The organism is Bifidobacterium choladohabitans (assembly GCF_016102005.1).
GTDB classification, from domain to species: Bacteria; Actinomycetota; Actinomycetes; order Actinomycetales; family Bifidobacteriaceae; genus Bombiscardovia; species Bombiscardovia choladohabitans.
Map to the genome: position 1 here is coordinate 587,573 of NZ_JACFPL010000001.1, position 17,309 is coordinate 604,881.

11 protein-coding genes are annotated in these 17,309 nt (G+C 62.3%); 9 read left to right on the forward strand and 2 right to left on the reverse strand.

Annotated features, from left to right (window positions below; all coding sequences use genetic code 11):
- Window positions 1–17: 17 nt before the first annotated feature.
- Window positions 18–3,800 carry a glycosyl hydrolase 115 family protein gene (locus H3S97_RS02540; protein WP_198177232.1) on the forward strand — a complete coding sequence of 1,261 codons (3,783 nt, stop codon included), beginning with the start codon at window positions 18–20 and terminating at the stop codon, window positions 3,798–3,800.
- A 51-nt stretch (window positions 3,801–3,851) separates the two neighbouring features.
- Here the strand turns inward: H3S97_RS02540 and H3S97_RS02545 are convergent, their stop codons facing one another.
- Entirely contained in the window at window positions 3,852–7,757 is a 3,906-nt protein-coding gene (locus H3S97_RS02545; RefSeq protein ID WP_198177231.1) for an LPXTG cell wall anchor domain-containing protein, read from the reverse strand.
- Between the two features lie 156 nt (window positions 7,758–7,913).
- Between H3S97_RS02545 and H3S97_RS02550 the strand changes: the two genes are divergently transcribed.
- From H3S97_RS02550 to H3S97_RS02565, 4 genes are all read left to right on the forward strand, one after another.
- A complete protein-coding gene (locus tag H3S97_RS02550; RefSeq protein ID WP_015022497.1) occupies window positions 7,914–8,405 on the forward strand; it encodes an inorganic diphosphatase in 492 nt (163 codons plus the stop codon).
- A gap of 150 nt (window positions 8,406–8,555) precedes the next feature.
- Entirely contained in the window at window positions 8,556–9,002 is a 447-nt protein-coding gene (locus H3S97_RS02555) for a DUF3290 family protein (protein ID WP_198177230.1), read from the forward strand.
- 3 nt (window positions 9,003–9,005) lie between these two features.
- Complete coding sequence (locus tag H3S97_RS02560) at window positions 9,006–9,650, forward strand: DUF421 domain-containing protein (RefSeq protein ID WP_198177229.1); 645 nt, start codon at window positions 9,006–9,008, stop codon at window positions 9,648–9,650.
- Window positions 9,651–9,916: 266 nt separating this feature from the next.
- The gene (locus tag H3S97_RS02565) at window positions 9,917–10,480 is read left to right on the forward strand and encodes a manganese efflux pump MntP (RefSeq protein WP_198177228.1); all 564 of its coding nucleotides are present in this window, start codon (window positions 9,917–9,919) and stop codon (window positions 10,478–10,480) included.
- A 1-nt stretch (window position 10,481) separates the two neighbouring features.
- Here the strand turns inward: H3S97_RS02565 and H3S97_RS02570 are convergent, their stop codons facing one another.
- A complete protein-coding gene (locus tag H3S97_RS02570) occupies window positions 10,482–11,144 on the reverse strand; it encodes a hypothetical protein (RefSeq protein WP_198177227.1) in 663 nt (220 codons plus the stop codon).
- A gap of 164 nt (window positions 11,145–11,308) precedes the next feature.
- On the opposite strand from H3S97_RS02570, the gene H3S97_RS02575 reads away from it, so the two are divergent.
- From H3S97_RS02575 to valS, 4 genes are all read left to right on the forward strand, one after another.
- Window positions 11,309–12,139 (forward strand): winged helix-turn-helix transcriptional regulator, encoded by an 831-nt coding sequence (locus tag H3S97_RS02575; protein ID WP_198177226.1) that lies wholly within the window; start codon window positions 11,309–11,311, stop codon window positions 12,137–12,139.
- A gap of 61 nt (window positions 12,140–12,200) precedes the next feature.
- Window positions 12,201–12,848 carry an endonuclease III gene (nth, locus tag H3S97_RS02580; RefSeq protein ID WP_198177225.1) on the forward strand — a complete coding sequence of 216 codons (648 nt, stop codon included), beginning with the start codon at window positions 12,201–12,203 and terminating at the stop codon, window positions 12,846–12,848.
- Between the two features lie 10 nt (window positions 12,849–12,858).
- Complete coding sequence (locus tag H3S97_RS02585) at window positions 12,859–14,391, forward strand: ABC transporter substrate-binding protein (protein ID WP_198177224.1); 1,533 nt, start codon at window positions 12,859–12,861, stop codon at window positions 14,389–14,391.
- Between the two features lie 44 nt (window positions 14,392–14,435).
- A complete protein-coding gene (gene valS, locus H3S97_RS02590; protein ID WP_198177223.1) occupies window positions 14,436–17,177 on the forward strand; it encodes a valine--tRNA ligase in 2,742 nt (913 codons plus the stop codon).
- Window positions 17,178–17,309: the final 132 nt, after the last annotated feature.

The window sequence follows — 17,309 nt, forward strand, 5'->3', positions numbered from 1 at the left end:
CCGGTGTTAGCCTATGGATGTCCGAACACGGGCGGCAGATCATCCGCCTGATCCGCAGACAGTGGGAGCGCCACATGGTCACCTTGTTTCATCCCCAGCCCGGAACCATCCCAGTGACCGCCGTGTCGGGCGCAGTTCTGGCCGATTCAGGGGTCCGGCCCAATTGGTTACTGGATCATGGGGAGAATTCTGCCGTGCAAATTGCGGCCGGCAACCTGATGCGTGATTTTGCGACCGTGACAGGCCGGGCCCAGAGATCGGCCAATCAGATCGCCGAAAGCAGCCCGAACATCCGCTTGGGCACTCTGGGTCATTCCAGCTGGATCGATTCAGCTGTCTGCTCCGACGAGCTTGATTTGACTCCACTCAAGGACCCCCAAGGAAGGTACCGCTGGGAAGGCTTCACCTTGCAGGTCGTCGACGGCACCCTCAATGTCGTCGGGGCCGACCGGCGCGGAACCATCTACGGAATCTACGCTCTCAGCCGGGCCATCGGCATCTCACCCCTGCACTGGTGGGGAAACGTGCCAGCCCGCCGCCATGAACGGATATGTCTGCCCGACGACCTGCGCGTCTTCGACTGGCCCTCGGTCCGATACCGAGGCTTCTTCATCAACGACGAGGAGGAGCTAGACGACTGGGCCCGCCTGCACACCCCGGACGGAACCATCGGACCGGCGACCTACGAAAAAGTCTTCGATCTGATCCTGCGACTGGGTGGTAACTATCTGTGGCCGGCCATGCACGTCAACGCCTTCAACTCCGACCCGCGCAACGGCAGACTAGCCCAGAGCATGGGGTTGGTCATCGGAAGCAGCCACTGCGACATGCTCCTTCGGAGCAACCAACATGAGTGGGATCCCTGGGTAGCCTCGCAGGGCGCACATGTGGACTATGACTATTCGCTGCCCGGACGCAACCGGGATATGATTCGGCGCTACTGGTCGCAGAGCGTGGACATGAACCGGAACTACGAGGTCACCTGGACCCTGGGCATGCGAGGCATCCACGACACGGGCCTGACCACGCGCGCCATCGACGAGAATCCGAATCTGGATCAGGAGGGTCGTCTGCGAGCGCGAGTCGATCTGCTCGGTCGGATCATTCACGACCAGAGGGACATCCTGCGTCAGCACCTGGACCGACCGCCACAGGAGATCCCACAGCTCTTCATTCCATACAAGGAGGTGCTGCCCCTCTACGATGCGGGCCTGAACCTGCCCGAAGACGTGACCATCATGTGGGTCAACGACAACTACGGGTATATGCGCCGCTTCCCCAATCAGGCCGAACGGGCACGTAGCGGAGGCAATGGGGTTTACTACCACAGCTCCTACTGGGCGCCGCCGAGGACCAGCTACCGCTGCACTTCATCCACTCCCCTGGCTCTGATGAACGACCAGCTGGGCAAGTGCTGGGATCGGGGCATCCGCCGGGTATGGGTGGATAATCTGGGAGCCATCAAGCGCCTGGAGTTGGAGGGGTCCTACTTCCTCCACCTGGCCTGGAATGCGGACGAGGATCACCACAGTCTGTCGGCCCGGGACTTCGTGGCCGCCTGGTTCGATCAGACCTTCGACGACGATCGCGGATCTGAGGCTGCCGACCTGTGTATGAGCTACTACCGGATCAACAATCAGACCAAAATCGAACACCTGCACGAGGACTCCTTCACCCAGATAGGTTACGACGACGAGGCCGGCGGCCGCCTGGCAGCCTTACGAGAACTGGCTGAGCGCTCGCACAATCTTGGCAGGAGCATGAAACCAGAGTTTCGCGAATCCTACCGATCGTTGGTGGATCTGAAGATTGCCATGGCCTACTACGTGAACGCACAGTTCTACCATGCGGACCGCAGCCGTCTTGAGGCCGCCCGAGGCGCTATGCCGGCCGCCGACAGGCAGATGAGGATCTCCCATCTCTTCCAGGGGATGATCCGGGCTCTGCTCCATTGGTACAACGAGGAACTTACCCAGGGCTGCTGGGATGGCATCCTCACTCCAAACAGGTTCCCTCCCCCCACGCTGCCTCAGTACCCGGCTTGCAGACCGGTCAAGGTCCAACCGAACCGGAGGCTAATCCTGACGCCACAAGGAGCACAGGAGGGCGCCATGGTCCCCGGCGATAACGATCACGTCAAGCTGGTCTTTGACCCCTATGGCATCACCGACCGTTGGATTGACCTGGACCTTATGGGATGCCCCGCACAGGAAGTGTGCATCAGCGCCAATCAGGACTGGATCCGTCTGCCAGAGGAGCGGCGGATCGTCAGGGACGAGTGGCGAATCCATGTACAGGTCGAGAACCCCTCAACCCATGCGGATTGTCAGGGCACGCTAACCATCATCACCCGTCCCTGCAACCCGGAGACAACCGAAAAAGCCTGGTCGGCCCCGATCAGAGTCGATGTTCTGGTAGGTGAGAATCCTGTCCTCAAACAGGGATTCACTGGCTACGTCGAGGCGGACGGCCACATCAGCATGGACCCTTCACGCGGACGCGTCAACCACGACCTCACCGAGGCCACTACTTGGCTGGCGACCCAAGACCTGGGGCGTTTCGGCCCGGACCTGATGCAGACCCGGGGATGGAGCGACCCGGAATCAGGAAGCGGGGCTTGTCTGAGTCTGCACTTCTGGCTGAAGACCCCCGGCCGCCATCGTCTGGAGGTTCACCGCCTGCCCACCCTAAACTCACGTGGCCGAATTCGCCTACGTGTCAGCCTTGATGGCAACCGGGGCGAAATCCTGGAATCGCCCACCACCGACGAGTTCCGTGGCGACTGGCAGGAGACCATCGTATACAACGCCGAGCAACTGACCATGATTCTGCCCTATTTGGAGGCAGGACCCCACCGGCTGCATCTGATAGCCGTGGACGACTCCTTCGGCATCGACAAAGTCGTGATCAACACAGGTAGGGAACGGTCCAGCCGGCTGGGACCGGCCTTCAGTACCTGGGTGACAGATGGCCGGCCCTCCGAACAGGCTGATAATGGGAGCTCTCACTCATCTGACATAGACAGGGCTCAGACCGGGAATCAGATTGCAGACCTTCAGCCAACGCCCACGGCCGAGACTTTGGACCGCCCTCTGCGGAACCTGGCCATCAAGGATTACGGAATCGACCCGGACTGCACTCCGAACGTACCTGTACCCTACTTCGATCAGGACTACTGGCTGCACGGCGGTTTGTATACGCGCCCGAAGCTGGTCTGGCCTGCCGGGCATCAGCAGGACCAGGAGCTCAGGCAGAACAACGAGGCCAACAAGGCTCCAGAGCGCATCTACCTTGAGACCGCCGCCTGCCTGAGACAGGACGAAAACGCCTGGCTGTCACAGGATGGGCCGCACAATGGCAAGCCACGGGAGGGCTGCTGGGTCCCCACCGACGCCCCCACTCACAGGGGCCGGGGACTGGCCATGCGGGCCGAGCCAAGGCAACGGCTCTGGCCCGATCCCGGTCGGGCTCCCGGCATGAACCTGTCCTTCCAGGTTGGCAGGCCAGGCAATTACCGGATCTGGCTGCTGGCCCAGTTCGCCTCCGACCTGGAGGACTCCTGCCATTTGATTCTGGACGGTGACCCGCTGGACCGGACCGACCTCTTCCCCCGAGGGGGAAGACTGATGACCTTTGCCACCGAGCATGTCTGGGGATGGTCGGAAATGACCGCCGTCCAACTGACTAACGGCCGGCACGTCCTGACCTTGGAGCCGGAACGGGCCGGCATGCGCATCGCCCGTGTCTACCTGGCCTGCGATGGAACGCGGCCGCCCTTGGATGAGCAGTGGCCCCGTTAGAAAGCCGACAGACCAGGGGACACGCATGGGCTGGGTGCCTGAAATCGGCGATCACTTCCATCCCCCGTGGCCCTTGGACACCCTCCTGGCCATCCCGGAGAGAAGCGAGCCGGTCACGACTGCCAATGCAACAATGGCCAGAGGAAGGACCACTGCTTCCCCGGTTTTGGGCAGTGCTTCCCCAAGGGCGTTCCAATCGTCGCTATTGGAACGGACGGCCCGATCCGAGCACAGCAGATGACCTTCGACCATCACGCCCCGAGAATCAGGCTGTAGAGAAGCCTTGCCGGTATCTTCCCGTTCAGGAAGGGACGCCTCATCTTCTACCGGACAGGGCACCAGAGGACTGCCGATCACCCTGGCCCTGTCGGTGTGCCGACCTGATATGCCCGTCACCCTAGCATGCACGTCCACTGACTGGCCAGGACGGAGCATAAGGGTCGACCAATTATCGGGATAGCGGATCCCGGTCACCCGCCCCTGCCCCACGACTGTCTGATCCTCAAGATGAAGCTGTCGGGCAGGGAAGACTGCTCCGGTTCCATCGCTGGGATCACGAGGAGAATCATTGGTGATTCGGAAGACGATGGGGACATCGTCATGAGTCCGGAGAGCCTGTTCCGGCTGATCCCGATCCCCTTTGGGCATACCGCCTGCCTGATCAAACTTCTCAATATGCAGGGCCGGTGTCATATCGGGCGTTCTGGTCCAGACCGTGTTGGAGACCAGGGTCTTGTCCTGATAGAACTCAGTGAATCGGTTCTCATGACGCTCCACCTTCTTCAGCCGCCTGCATTGCAGGTAGACCCTCCAACCGACCGGGCGGTCGCCTGAAGCGCTGACCAGGGCCAGATACCGGGATGTAGCCTCCACTTTGATCAGACCTGCAGGGTCTGCGGTCATCGTAAACAAAGGACCGCCATGGATATCTGCAGACATGTCTGAACCAGCCATGATCTGTCCATGATGAATCAGGATGCGCCCATTCCCGTAGAGGTCCTGGGTTGCGTAGACGGCCCAATGGCCAGTGAACCGATCCACCGCTGGGTTCAGCTGATCCTCAATCCGCCAGGTCTTCACCTGCGGATAGGCACGTCCGGCCGGCAGCAGACTGGAGTCCAGACGGTAGAGGAAGAGTCGGTCACGGTAGATACTGCCACCATGAGCGCTTCCTCCACCCACTGCGACTACCACATCCTTGGCGGGATTGAGCGGCTTGACCGGATTGGCGACCACGTTGGTCGCTTTATGTAGGTCGTTGACAATCTGAGTCGCCTGATTGCGAACCACGTGACCGGTTTCCGCACGGATGACCATGTATGGCAGGACCAGATTGTAGGTGCGCCCCAGCAGCCCTTGGTCAATAGACGGTTCCAAGAGGGGATTATGGCCTCGGGCGGCGGCATAAGCAGCCAGGTCGGCAGGCTGGGGATCCCCTTTAAGGATCACACCTGTGGCCGGAACATAGGTATCAACGGTTTTGGCGAAGACCAGGACCATGCCGTCAGCCACCTGAATGTTGAAGGTCTTGGTGTAATCACGGCCATCGGAACCCAGAACCTCGATGCCCTTGGGATCGATATCCAGGTGACGAGCGTCGTAGGCATCCGTCATGCCCAACCGCCAGACCGGATAGGCGGTGTCTTTTCGGCGGGCGTCCAGACTGATCCGATAGACACCACGGTCGCCCACAAAAAGCACCTTGCCATCGATGCTGATGCCTGGGTCATGCCAGCTGACATCGCTCTTTGAAGGATGGAAGTCAGCCGGCGGGTTGCTCACCCGGTTGGAGGGAGTCAGCGAGTTGTTCAGCGTCAGCACCCATTGATTGTCCACACGATGATCCGTTGGGGCCTTGGGATCAACACTGCCCTCGAAGCGCAGGCGGATTCTGGGGTTGCCCCCGGCCCGCCACCGGCCGATACGGGCGGGGTCGGTAATGGTCACCCGCAGGCTATGGTCCTTGTCCTTCCACTTTGTGGCATATCCGGTCTTGGCGATGACATCGCCGCTCTGCAGGTCAGTCACCTCAAGAGTCTGCTTGTCGGGCAAAAACCAGCGATCATAGACATCCGTCAGGATGATTGATTTGACAGGATAGGCCAGCTTGTCGGGCAGGCTGGGCTGGGTATCCAGCTGATACTCCAACCGTTGACCAGGGAAGACCACCTTGCCATCAACACTGGCCTGCTGACCGCCCTGGCCGGCCTCCGAGATGACATCCTTGCGCACCGGAGGCAGGTATCCGCAGATGCCTGGCTTGTTGGTCCGTACACTCTGCGTGTTGACCGTTTGGGAGCCCGAATTGGTCAGGGCCTCGCCCTGGTTGCCATGGCCGTCAGGCGCTTTGCAGAAGGTCAGCTCCTGGTCGGGTGTTCCGCCAAGATCCTTGCGAACCTTGGCCGCACCACCGCCGTTGGCAAATCGGACCGTGAAGGGAACCAGCATGGTGACCTGCATAGGGTCCTCCATCCCCTTGAGGCCGTTCAGCCACCCGCTCTTGGCCTGGGCCCGAGCCCGAGTGCCTGTCACGCTGATCTCGAAACGGTCGGTCACATCCCTGCCCTTGGTCACGATGTCTCCGACGCTGCTGCGGCGATAGTGCCCGTCTGCATCCGCCTTAGCCTTGGCCATGAAGATACGAATGGCCCGAGCCCCATCCTGATCAACCAGATAGTCGGCGGCGCTCCAGTCGTCGGTCAGGGCGAAAACCTTAGGGGCCTCAATCAGATGGGCTTCGACAGTGGCGTTGACCACCGACCCCACCCGGTCGCCGTCCAGAAAGACGTGTCCGTCAGCACCGGTCCCGTTACTCCATTGGGGGTCTACAACACTCTTCCACGCCCCCGTGGCTGTGTCTCGCAGAATCCAGGATTTGTCCGGCCTGGGCTTCCAGGTGGGTGTCCGACGCTCCGGTGTCGACTGGTCAACCTCACGGGCGCCGCCTTTCCAATGGACTTTCCCCTGGTCCAGGATTACCCCGGTCTCCGGCCGGTCGACGGTCACATCCAACTGCCATGCCCAGCGGTGTTCCTCCGGCAGAGCACCGCCTTTCCAGGTGGCTGTGGCCCGGTCTCCAGGCGGCCTGGTCCCTTCGTCCGTGTTGAAAACGAATTTGTCGGTCAGGTCTTCGCCGCTGGTCTGGTCTTTGACATGCTGACCGCTGATACGGTACTGCTTGCCTTGAGGGTTGAAGACATCGGTAAAGGTCAGTTCGCGACCGCCCCGACCGGTTCCAGTGACGATATGGGTGCGATTGGTCATCCCATCCGCGCTGGTGCCACGATCCACTTGCTTGTCAGGTGGATCCGGCGGCAGATCGGCCGGCTTGGGCTCGTAGTCGTTGAGCATGATCACCACCAGGGAGATGCCCTTCTCGTTGCCCGCATACTCGTCAGCGAATTTGTCCAGATTGTCGTTGGACTGATCCCAGAAGGAGTCGCTGGTCCGATAGGTCACCCCACGGTTGCTGAAGGTGCTGTTGGCCACCTGGCTGCGCCAGTTATCCATCCAAAGCTTGTGAATAGCCACGGAGATCCCGTCAAAGATACGCCGGGACCCACGGTAGCCGGCAACCACGCCCACGCCGGTCACCCGGCAGTGGCCCTGTCCGGATTGGTCGGCATGGGCCTCGTTAAAGCGCGCCTGGCAGTTGCCGTTGGCCTCATCCAGAGCCTGCCGTTTGACCCGTGCCGTGGTGGCATTGCCTCCGTCCACCACCCCCATCTGGGAGAACGCCCTGTCTACGCTGCCTATCTCATAGCCGCCAAAGGCACCATGATCGTCATCCTTGTAGGCCCAACCCTGCCAGAGCCGGACCTTTTGGCCACCGGGAGGCACCGGTCTGCCGCCGGCATGACCTGATCCCCCGCCAGCCACGGCTGGAGCCGCCGGACCGGCAAGGGTCGCCAGGGCAGCCAGAGCCGCCAAGAGGCCGATCCATCTATGCTTGTTCATACTCGTCCTCACTCTTCACCCGCCCATGCCTTGAGTATGAGCGGCCGACGGGCATATAGGTGCGTGAGCGGGAGACTGTGGTCGAATGTGCCGCGGGACGGTTATGCTGTGTATGAGACATACCTATGCCGTCCAGACCGAAAAGGAGACAGGACAATGGCAGAGACATTCGACGTGTTGGTCGAGATCCCCCGGGGCTCCCGCAACAAGTACGAGATGGACCACGACAGCGGCCATATCAGGCTGGACCGCACCCTCTTCACCTCCATGGGCTACCCCGATGACTACGGGTACATCGATGGCACCCTGGGCGAGGACGGGGATCCCTTGGATGCCCTGGTCATGATTCCCGACTCGGTCTTCCCGGGTTGCATCGTTGAATGCCGCGCCGTTGGTCTCTACCACATGGTCGACGAGGCCGGCGGGGATGACAAGGTCCTCTGCGTGCCCGCCGACGTCCGCTTCGACGCCATCAAGGACATCGACGACGTCTCCGACTTCCACAAGCAGGAGATCAAGCACTTCTTCGAGCAGTACAAGGCCCTGGAGCCGGGCAAGGAGGTCATGCCCGGCGACTACTGGACCAACGCCGAGGCCGCCGAGACCCAGATCAAGGCTGCACGCGAGCGCCTGGCCGCCCAGCACTGACCTCTCAAGGCCGCCCAGCGGTCTCAACCACCCCGGCAAGGGCCCAATCGAGCGCCCGAACCGGGGTTTTGCATGCCCAAATCCTCCCAAAACGCCTCCAGCCGTCTACGATTGCGAATTGCGGGTGCGCGCGCAAGGGTAGGAGCGGCTATGACTTTCTATACGTACCAATACCTCAAGGGCGGGCAGACCAACTGGACCATGATCAGGATCATCGTGGTCGTCCTTCTGGCCCTGGCCTTCCTCTTCTTCCTATTCATGTACTCCCGCCATCGCTGGAACCATAAGTACAAGGATCTGTCCATCATCCTGGCCACCCTGCTCCTGCTGGCGGCGGCCATCCAGTACAGCGACTACACCAATCTGCGCACGGCCAGCCTGCAGAGCGGACAGCTGACCACGGTCATCGACAAGTCGGCAGCCAAGCTCAAGGTCAATCCCGAGCAGATCAGCATCAACGACACCTCGCGCAACAACGACATGATCATCAAGACCCCCAAGGGCTACTACACCCTGGTATTCAACAGCTCCGGCTCCGAGTTCCTGCTACAGCGGGCCGACCTGTACCACCCAGACATCACCGTGATCGGAGAGTGACCCATGGATATCAATTTCTACGTCAACGTGGCCCTGAAGCTGATTGTCGGGCTGCTCTTCATCACCCTGCTCATCAATGTGACCGGTAAGGGGAACCTGGCGCCCACCTCGCCCATGGACCAGCTGCAGAACTACGTCCTGGGCGGCATCATCGGCGGGGTCATCTACAGCGACAGCATCTCCATGGCCCAGTACATTGTCATCCTGCTGATATGGGCTGCGCTGATTCTCATCACCCGGTACGCCAAGACCCACATCCACGCGGTGGGCAAGTACATCGACGGCGAACCGGTCACCATCATCAAGAATGGCAAACTGCTGGTCCAGAACTGCCTGAAGGTCAACCTGACGGCCAAGGAGGTGGACTTCAAGCTGCGCACCAAGGGCATCAACGACATCCGCGACGTCAAGCGGGGCATCGTCGAGCAGAACGGCGGCCTGACCATCATCTCCGAGGGCGACAAGGACGTGCGCTACCCGGTGGTCATGGACGGGCGGGTCAATCCCGACGTTCTTGACACCATGGGACGGGACGAGGACTGGCTTGACGAACAACTGGCCAAGCAGGGCATCCACAAGGTCAGCGATGTGTACATGGCCCGCTTCCAGAACGGCGAGTTCTATGCCGTCACCTACCAGGACCAGTAACGCCATCCACTCAGCAGGGGCAGCCTGACTGTGACCGTGGCTCGTTGAAAGTCCAAATCCAGTCTCATGTCATGCTTGATTGTTCCAGCGATGACAGGTAAAATCCATGTCCATACTGTTATGGCGTAGCATGTGAACGGCATTCAACGAATTCAAAGCCGACTCCAATCGGCAGTTCCGCGCTCGACGCTCCCGAGGCGTAGGCGGGTTTGAGGAGACCTGGTCGAGGCCCATCCCACCGGGGATGAACCCTTTCAAGGAATGCCGTGTTCTTGAGATTGTTGTTTATCGCTTTAGGTGTATCTTCCGACGCTTTTGCCGTCTCCATCAGCAAGGGACTGTCCGTGGACCGACTGCGGGCCCGCCATCATTGGCTGGTCGGACTTTGGTTCGGCGGATTCCAGACGCTGCTGCCCCTGCTGGGCTACTTCGCCGCTTCCATGCTGCAGGACTCCCTGGCCGCCGTGGATCACTGGATTATCTTCGGTATCCTTTCAGCCATCGGGGTCAATATGATCCGCGAGGGCGTCTATGGCGAGGAAGGGGGAACGAACGGCGAGGAGAGCTTCTCCTGGCGGCAGATGCTTCCCGCAGCCATCGCCACCAGCATCGACTCATTCGGCGTGGGCGCAGGCCTGGCCTTGCTGGGCATCAACATCTGGCTATCCGCACTGGTCATCGGGCTGGTGACGGCTGCGGCCTCCATTCTGGGGCTGCGCATCGGATACGCGGTCGGGTCCCGCTGGCGCAAGCCTGCCAGAATCGCCGGCGGCATCATTCTGATCGTCATGGGCATCCAGATCCTTCTGGACCACCTGATGAATGCCTGACTCAGAACGTCGTCTGCAAGACCATAGCGGCCAGAACCACGATGGATCCGGCCAGAAGAACCGACATCAGCGCCAGACCAACGGCCCCACGCCGATCAGCTGCCTCCTGGGCCCAGCGGTAACCCGAGGTCATGAGCCCGACCAGCAGCAGCAAGGCCACAAGCATCACCAGAATCGGCATCAGGTCGGGATGGAGGCCTCTGACCAGCTCCGGCAGAAAGACCCACCCCGAGGCGGCGACAGCGGTCACCCCGCCCATGGCGGTTGCAGAAATGCCACGGATGACCATCCGCCGGTCCCGACGCAGCATCTGCCGAACGAACATGAATACGGCCAGGAGGGCCAGCAGGAATGCCGCAGTCGACAGCCAGGCCCATAGGGCACCAGGCCCCTGCACGGCCAGGGTCGGCACCAGAGCTGCCAAGGCAAGCAGACCGAACACAGCCCGGTCTGGACCGGGTCGGATACCCTGGCCGACCAGTGGCCAAGAGGCCAGCATGGCCAATGCCAGCGCCAGAACCAGAACGGCCTGCACCCCTCGAGCGACCCGGGGCTCGGCCAGCAAGCCCGTCGCCACTCCCGGCAGGATCAGGGCCGCCAGGGCCAGCAGCTGCGTCAGGGCGGGCGCGTGCCCATCCCGGGTTTCTTTTACTGTCTGCGCCATGGGTCCTCCTGCCTGTCCCCGTCGGGGAGCCATACGTCACATCCTAGGGCAAGGCCATCCTGTGAACTCAGAGCCCCTGTGACGGGCCGATTGTACAATGATGACGACTGTTCAACGAATCCACCCCCCGCTATGGACGAACGGACAGGGAAGAAGGTACCCCCGTGACGGATCTGACCTTGATGACCTGCGCCGAGGACCCGGCATCGGTTCTGCCAGCCTTGGCCCTGCTCTCCCATCGGGTGCGCGTCCTGCCCCTGGATGCCGCCTCCCTGGTAAGAATGCCCGAGGACACCGTGCTGCTGATTGACGCCAGCGACGACCTGGCCGAGGCCAAGACCCTCTGCAACCTGACCCGGGCCTCGGGCCTGTCCACGCCCATCATCCTTATTCTGAGCGAGGGCGGCTTCACTGTGGTCAATGCCAGCTGGGGCGTGGCCGATATTATCATTCAGTCCGCATCCCCCGCGGAGGTCGAGGCCCGGCTGCGTCTGGTCTGCCAGCGCGTGACACCGACACGCAAGCCGGATGTCCAGCCAGAAGAGGTAGAGGACCAGGTGCCCACCGGTCAGGTCCGCTCGGGTGACCTGGTTGTGGACACCGAGAGCTACACGGCCCGGATCCACGGTCAGCCCATCAACCTGGCCTACAAGGAGTTCGAGCTGCTCAAATACCTGGTTCAGCATCCAGGCAGGGTCTTCACCAGAGCCCAGCTCCTCCAGGAGGTCTGGGGCTATGACTACTACGGCGGCACCAGAACGGTGGATGTGCACGTGCGGCGGCTCAGGGCCAAGCTGGGCAGTGAGTACGAGCACCTGATCGGCACGGTCCGCAACGTGGGCTACCGGTTCGATCCGCCCTCGTCGGCACGGACGGCCTCAGTCCCCAAGCCCGAGCCGGATGCCGAGACCGGCCCAGACCCAGCCGAGCAAAAGGACAGCCAGTCGGAACAATCCCAGGATTCCCAGAAGAAGAAAACCAATCACAGTGACTGATGCATCATCAAATCGAAAGCGCCCTCAGGGCAGGGAAAGCAAGGCCCGACGCCTGGCCCGCATGCACGAGGAGTACCGCATCCTCTGCCAGGTCTTTCCCGAGGCGGTCTGCGCCCTGCACTTCCGCAACCCCTTTGAACTGCTGGTTGCCACGGTCCTGAGCGCCCAGACGACCGACAAGCGGGTCAACTCGGTGACCCCCGAACTCTTCGAGCGCTACCCCGACCCCGCGACCATGGCCCAGGCCCAGCCTGCCGAACTGGAGGCCATCATCCACCCGGTGGGCTTCTACCATACCAAGGCCCGCCACCTCTTGGGGCTCTCCCTGATGCTGACCGAAGACTACGGCGGCAAGGTCCCCCAGACCATGGAGGAGCTGACCAGCCTGCCCGGCGTGGGGCGCAAGACCGCCAACGTGGTCCTGGGAAATGCCTTCAACATCCCCGGATTCCCGGTGGACACCCACGTCACCCGGGTCACCGGCCGTCTGCGCTGGCGGACCGACTGGCGCAGCACCCACCCCGATCCGGTGAAGATCGAGCATGAGATCTGCGACTGCTTCCCGCCCGAGGACTGGACCAATCTGTCGCACAGGCTGATTCTGCATGGCCGGGCCACCTGCCACGCCCGCAAGCCCGACTGCCTCCACTGCCCCCTGGCCGAAACATGCCCCAGCGCCGAGCTCCTGGCCGGACCAGCCTCTCGGTAGAATCGAGACCATGGCACGCGGCAGACACAAGCAAATCAGATCCGGAATCATCTTTTTCCTGGTACTGGCGGTCCTGACCGCGGGCACCTATATGGCCTGGCCGCTGGTGACAGGCCAAGGAGGCTGGCGGCTGCCCTGGGCCCAGGAGGGTTCAGGCCGAATCGTACGCATCCGGGCCCGCCAGGCCCCCGTCTCCCTGGACATCCGCACCGAACCAGGACGCGCCACCGACCAGGCCCTGATGGGCAACGTCTACCAGACCCTGACCAGGCCCGACGCCAAAGGTCGGCCGACGCCCGGCCTGGCCCAGAACTGGGAGATCTCCGCAAACGGCCTGCTCTATACCTTTCATCTGCGCAATGACGCCCGCTTCGCCGACGGCCGCCGCCTGACCTCGGAGGATGCCCTCTGGTCCCTGCACCAGATCATCGACCATCAGTACCAGGGCCATCGGGATCTGGACGGACTGGCCAGGGTCACCAACCCCGATGATGCCACACTGGTGATCGGTCTGAAGAGCCCGAACGCCAGACTGCTGACCGCCCTGAGCGGTCGGGCAGGCATAGTCTACGACCGCCAGGCCAGGGTCAACTATTCCACTCGATCAGCTGGTTCAGGCCCCTACCAGGTGGATGACTGGCAGCCGGGCACCAGCCTTACCCTGACCGCCAGCAAATCCTACAAAGGCCCGGACAAGGCCGCCATCGGCAAGGTAATCTTCAGCTACACCGGCAGCCCACAAGAGACCATCAAGGATCTGGACCAGGGACGCCTGGACGCTGTAGTGGACATGGATTCCGCCACCGCCGCGCAGGCCCACAGGACGCCGACCGCTACGCCCAGCACAGACAATGTGGTCCTGGCCTTCAACAACATAGCAACCAGCCCGCTGTCCGACCAGCACATGCGCGAGGCCGTCCGCTACGCCCTGGATCGAGAATCCATCGCCAAACTGGGGGGAGGCGGGGCCAAGGCGCTGGGCGGACCGCTCAACCAGCTGAGCCCCGGCTACGATCCCGACCTGCAGGCCTTCCCCTTCGACCGTGCCCAGGCGATTCATCGGTCCTCCTACTACCGCCCTTCCTTCTTTAAGAACGGTCTACGTCTGGTCTATCCACGCGAATTCGGCAGCCAAGTGGGCGACCTGATGCGCACACAACTCAAAGCAGCAGGCATCCCCACCCAGGTATCCATGGTGGATCAGCCCACCTTCCGTGACCAAGTACTCAACCGCCGCGACTACGACATGGCCCTGATGGTCATGGACAATGATGAAATCGACCGCTTCGCCGACCCCGACTCCACCATGCTCTTCGACAACGTCGATGTTCAGAACTCCTGGAAGCAGGTGACGGACTGCACCGACCAGAACACCTATGCCGAGCGGCTGAAGGCCTTTGCCCGACAGGTCAGCGACCTCTCCCCCAGCGACTGGCTGTATCAGCGTACGCCCCTGGTCCTCACCGCCCCGCGCCTGAAGGGCATGCCCAGCTCTCTGTTGGACCGCTACCTGCCCCTGTGGAACCTGCGCATCCAGGGGTGAAAAGGCCGGTGCCCCTTGTCACTGTTCGTCCATAAAATGCTGGTATGTCTGCTGAACACCAAGGAATCGTCAATGCCCATCTGACCCCCCTGCCCGAGAGGGTGGGCGTGGATGGCCTGGAGGAAAAGTGGTGCCGCGACTGGGACGAGTCCGGCGTCTACCGCTTCCGCAACACCCGCGAGCGCTCCGGCGTCTACTCCATCGACACCCCGCCGCCCACGGTTTCGGGGCATTTGCACGTCGGACACGTCTTCTCGTACACCCATACCGACGTAATCGCCCGGTTCAAGCGGATGCAGGGCTACGACGTCTTCTACCCCATGGGCTGGGACGACAACGGCCTGCCCACCGAGCGGCGGGTCCAGAACTATTACGGTGTCCGCGTGGACACCTCGCTCAAGTACGATCCGGACTTCAAACCCCCCTTCCATGGGACCAAGGGCAAGAAGATCAGCGCCAAGGACCAGGTGCCCGTCTCCCGTCAGAATTTCATCGAACTGTGCGAGGAACTGACCGCCGAGGACGAGAAGCTCTTCGAGCAGCTCTGGCGGTCGTTGGGCCTGTCGGTGGACTGGTCGCAGACCTACCACACCATCGGCGAGCATCCCCGCCGTGTGGCACAGAAGGCTTTCCTGCGGAACCTGGCCAGGGGCGAGGCCTACCAGAAGGAGGCCCCCGGGCTCTGGGACGTGACCTTCCAGACCGCCGTGGCCCAGGCCGAGCTGGAGTCGCGCGAGTACGACGGCTTCTACCACAGGGTGGCCTTCCGGTTTGCGGACGGCACGCCGATATACATCGAGACCACCAGGCCTGAGCTGCTGGCGGCCTGTGGCGCCCTGATCGCCCACCCGGATGACAAGCGCTACCAGAAGTATTTCGGGCAGAAGGTCTACTCCCCCCTGTTCAAGGTGGAGGTGCCCATCCTGGCCCATCCCGCCGCCGAGATGGACAAGGGCGCCGGCATCGCCATGTGCTGCACCTTCGGCGACGTGACCGACGTGCAGTGGTGGCGGGATCTGAATCTGCCCACCAGGTCCATCATCCAGCGCAACGGACGAATCGTCATGGACGTGCCGGACTGGATCACCGATGAGGGCGGGCGGCGCATTTTCGAGCAGACCGAGGGCAAGACCACCTTCTCAGCCCGCAAGATCATCGTGGACGCCCTGCGCGAGTCCGGCGACCTGGACGGCGAGCCCAAGCCCACCAAGCGCATGACCAACTTCTACGAGAAGGGCGACAAGCCTCTGGAGATCGTCACCTCCCGCCAGTGGTACCTACGCAACGGCGGCACCGACCAGAAACTGAACCAGGAGCTGCTGGAGCGCGGCAAGGAGCTCAACTTCCACCCGGACTTCATGCGGGTGCGCTACAACAACTGGGTCGAGGGCCTAAACGGCGACTGGCTGATCTCCCGGCAGCGCTTCTTCGGAGTCCCCTTCCCCCTCTGGTATCCGGTCAAGGAGAACGGCGAGACCGACTACGCCCATCCCATCACCCCGGCCGAGGACAGGCTCCCCATCGATCCCAGCACTGATGTGCCCGAGGGCTTCGAGGAATCCCAGCGAGACCAGCCTGGCGGCTTCACGGCCGAGAAGGACATCATGGACACCTGGGCCACCAGCTCCCTGACCCCCCAGATCGTGACCCACTGGGCCGAGCCGGGCGAACAGGACCAGGCCCTCTTCAAGGCCACCTTCCCCATGGACCTGCGCCCCCAAGGCCAGGACATCATCCGCACCTGGCTCTTCAGCTCCATGGACCGCGCCCACCTGGAGAACGGCTGCCTGCCCTGGAGCGACACCACTCTGTCGGGGTGGATCCTGGACCCGGACCATAAGAAGATGAGCAAGTCCAAGGGCAATGTGGTGGTGCCCGACGAACCCATCAAGAAGTATGGAGCCGACGCTGTGCGCTACTGGGCATCCTGCGCCCGGTTGGGCCTGGATGCCACCTACGATGAGGGGCAGATGAAAATCGGCCGCCGCCTGGCCGTCAAGCTCCTCAACGCCGTCAAGTTCGCCCTGGCCATCGGTCGGGAGGATGAGAACCATAAGGTCACCCGGTCAGCGGAGGCCACCTGGAACCCCGCTGACGTCACGGTCCCGTTGGATCGCGCGGTTCTGGCCGGCCTTGCCCAGGTGATCGACCAGGCCACCAGGGCCTTGGAATCCTACGAGCACTCCAAGGCCCTGGAGGTGACCGAATCCTTCTTCTGGGACTTCTGCGACAACTACATCGAGCTGGCCAAGAACCGGGCCTATGGGACCGCGGATGCCACCGGCAGGACCCCTGACGAGGCCCAGGTGCTGAGCGCCCGCACAACCCTGGGGCTGGTCCTGGATGCTCTGGATCGTCTCCTGGCACCCTTCCTGCCCTTCGCCACCGAAGAGGCCTGGCAGTGGATGCACCAGGGGGACGGATCGGTCCACCGCGCCTCCTGGCCACGTCCGGAATCCTATCGGGCAGCTGCCCAGGGCCAGGATCCGGCTCTTTTGGCCTGGGCAGGCACGGCCTTGGCCTCCCTGCGGCGGATCAAGTCCGAGGCCAAGGTCTCCATGAAGACCCCCATCCTCTCAGCCTCCTTGAGCGTGGCGCCGGAGGGCCTGGAAGCCGTCAAGGCCGCCCTGGACGACATAGCCGAAGCGGGCAGGGTCACCGGAGATCTGGATCTGGTCGAGGAGACCGCTCAGTCCGAGGCGACGGGAGCCGGCGAGGATGAGGCGGGCATCCGTGTGACCACCAGCCAGCTGGGCGAGCCCCCCGCCAAGAAGCCTCGCAAGTAGGCTTCACAATTCCCAATGCAACCGGGGCGGTTCAGCCATAGGCACCGCCCCGGTTTTTTGTCGGCGTCACTGGCGACAAGGCCGTTATCAGTGCAACCATCGTGGCAATCCGCAATGCCAATCGAACCTTCG

Excerpts from the sequence above, each read along its gene's own strand:
- H3S97_RS02570 (WP_198177227.1), bottom strand. The coding sequence starts at position 11,144 with ATGGCGCAGACAGTAAAAGAAACCCGGGATGGGCACGCGCCCGCCCTG.
- nth (WP_198177225.1), top strand. The coding sequence starts at position 12,201 with ATGCACGAGGAGTACCGCATCCTCTGCCAGGTCTTTCCCGAGGCGGTC.
- H3S97_RS02585 (WP_198177224.1), top strand. The coding sequence starts at position 12,859 with ATGGCACGCGGCAGACACAAGCAAATCAGATCCGGAATCATCTTTTTC.
- H3S97_RS02540 (WP_198177232.1), top strand. The coding sequence starts at position 18 with ATGTCCGAACACGGGCGGCAGATCATCCGCCTGATCCGCAGACAGTGG.
- H3S97_RS02560 (WP_198177229.1), top strand. The coding sequence starts at position 9,006 with ATGGATATCAATTTCTACGTCAACGTGGCCCTGAAGCTGATTGTCGGG.
- H3S97_RS02555 (WP_198177230.1), top strand. The coding sequence starts at position 8,556 with ATGACTTTCTATACGTACCAATACCTCAAGGGCGGGCAGACCAACTGG.
- H3S97_RS02545 (WP_198177231.1), bottom strand. The coding sequence starts at position 7,757 with ATGAACAAGCATAGATGGATCGGCCTCTTGGCGGCTCTGGCTGCCCTG.
- H3S97_RS02550 (WP_015022497.1), top strand. The coding sequence starts at position 7,914 with ATGGCAGAGACATTCGACGTGTTGGTCGAGATCCCCCGGGGCTCCCGC.
- valS (WP_198177223.1), top strand. The coding sequence starts at position 14,436 with ATGTCTGCTGAACACCAAGGAATCGTCAATGCCCATCTGACCCCCCTG.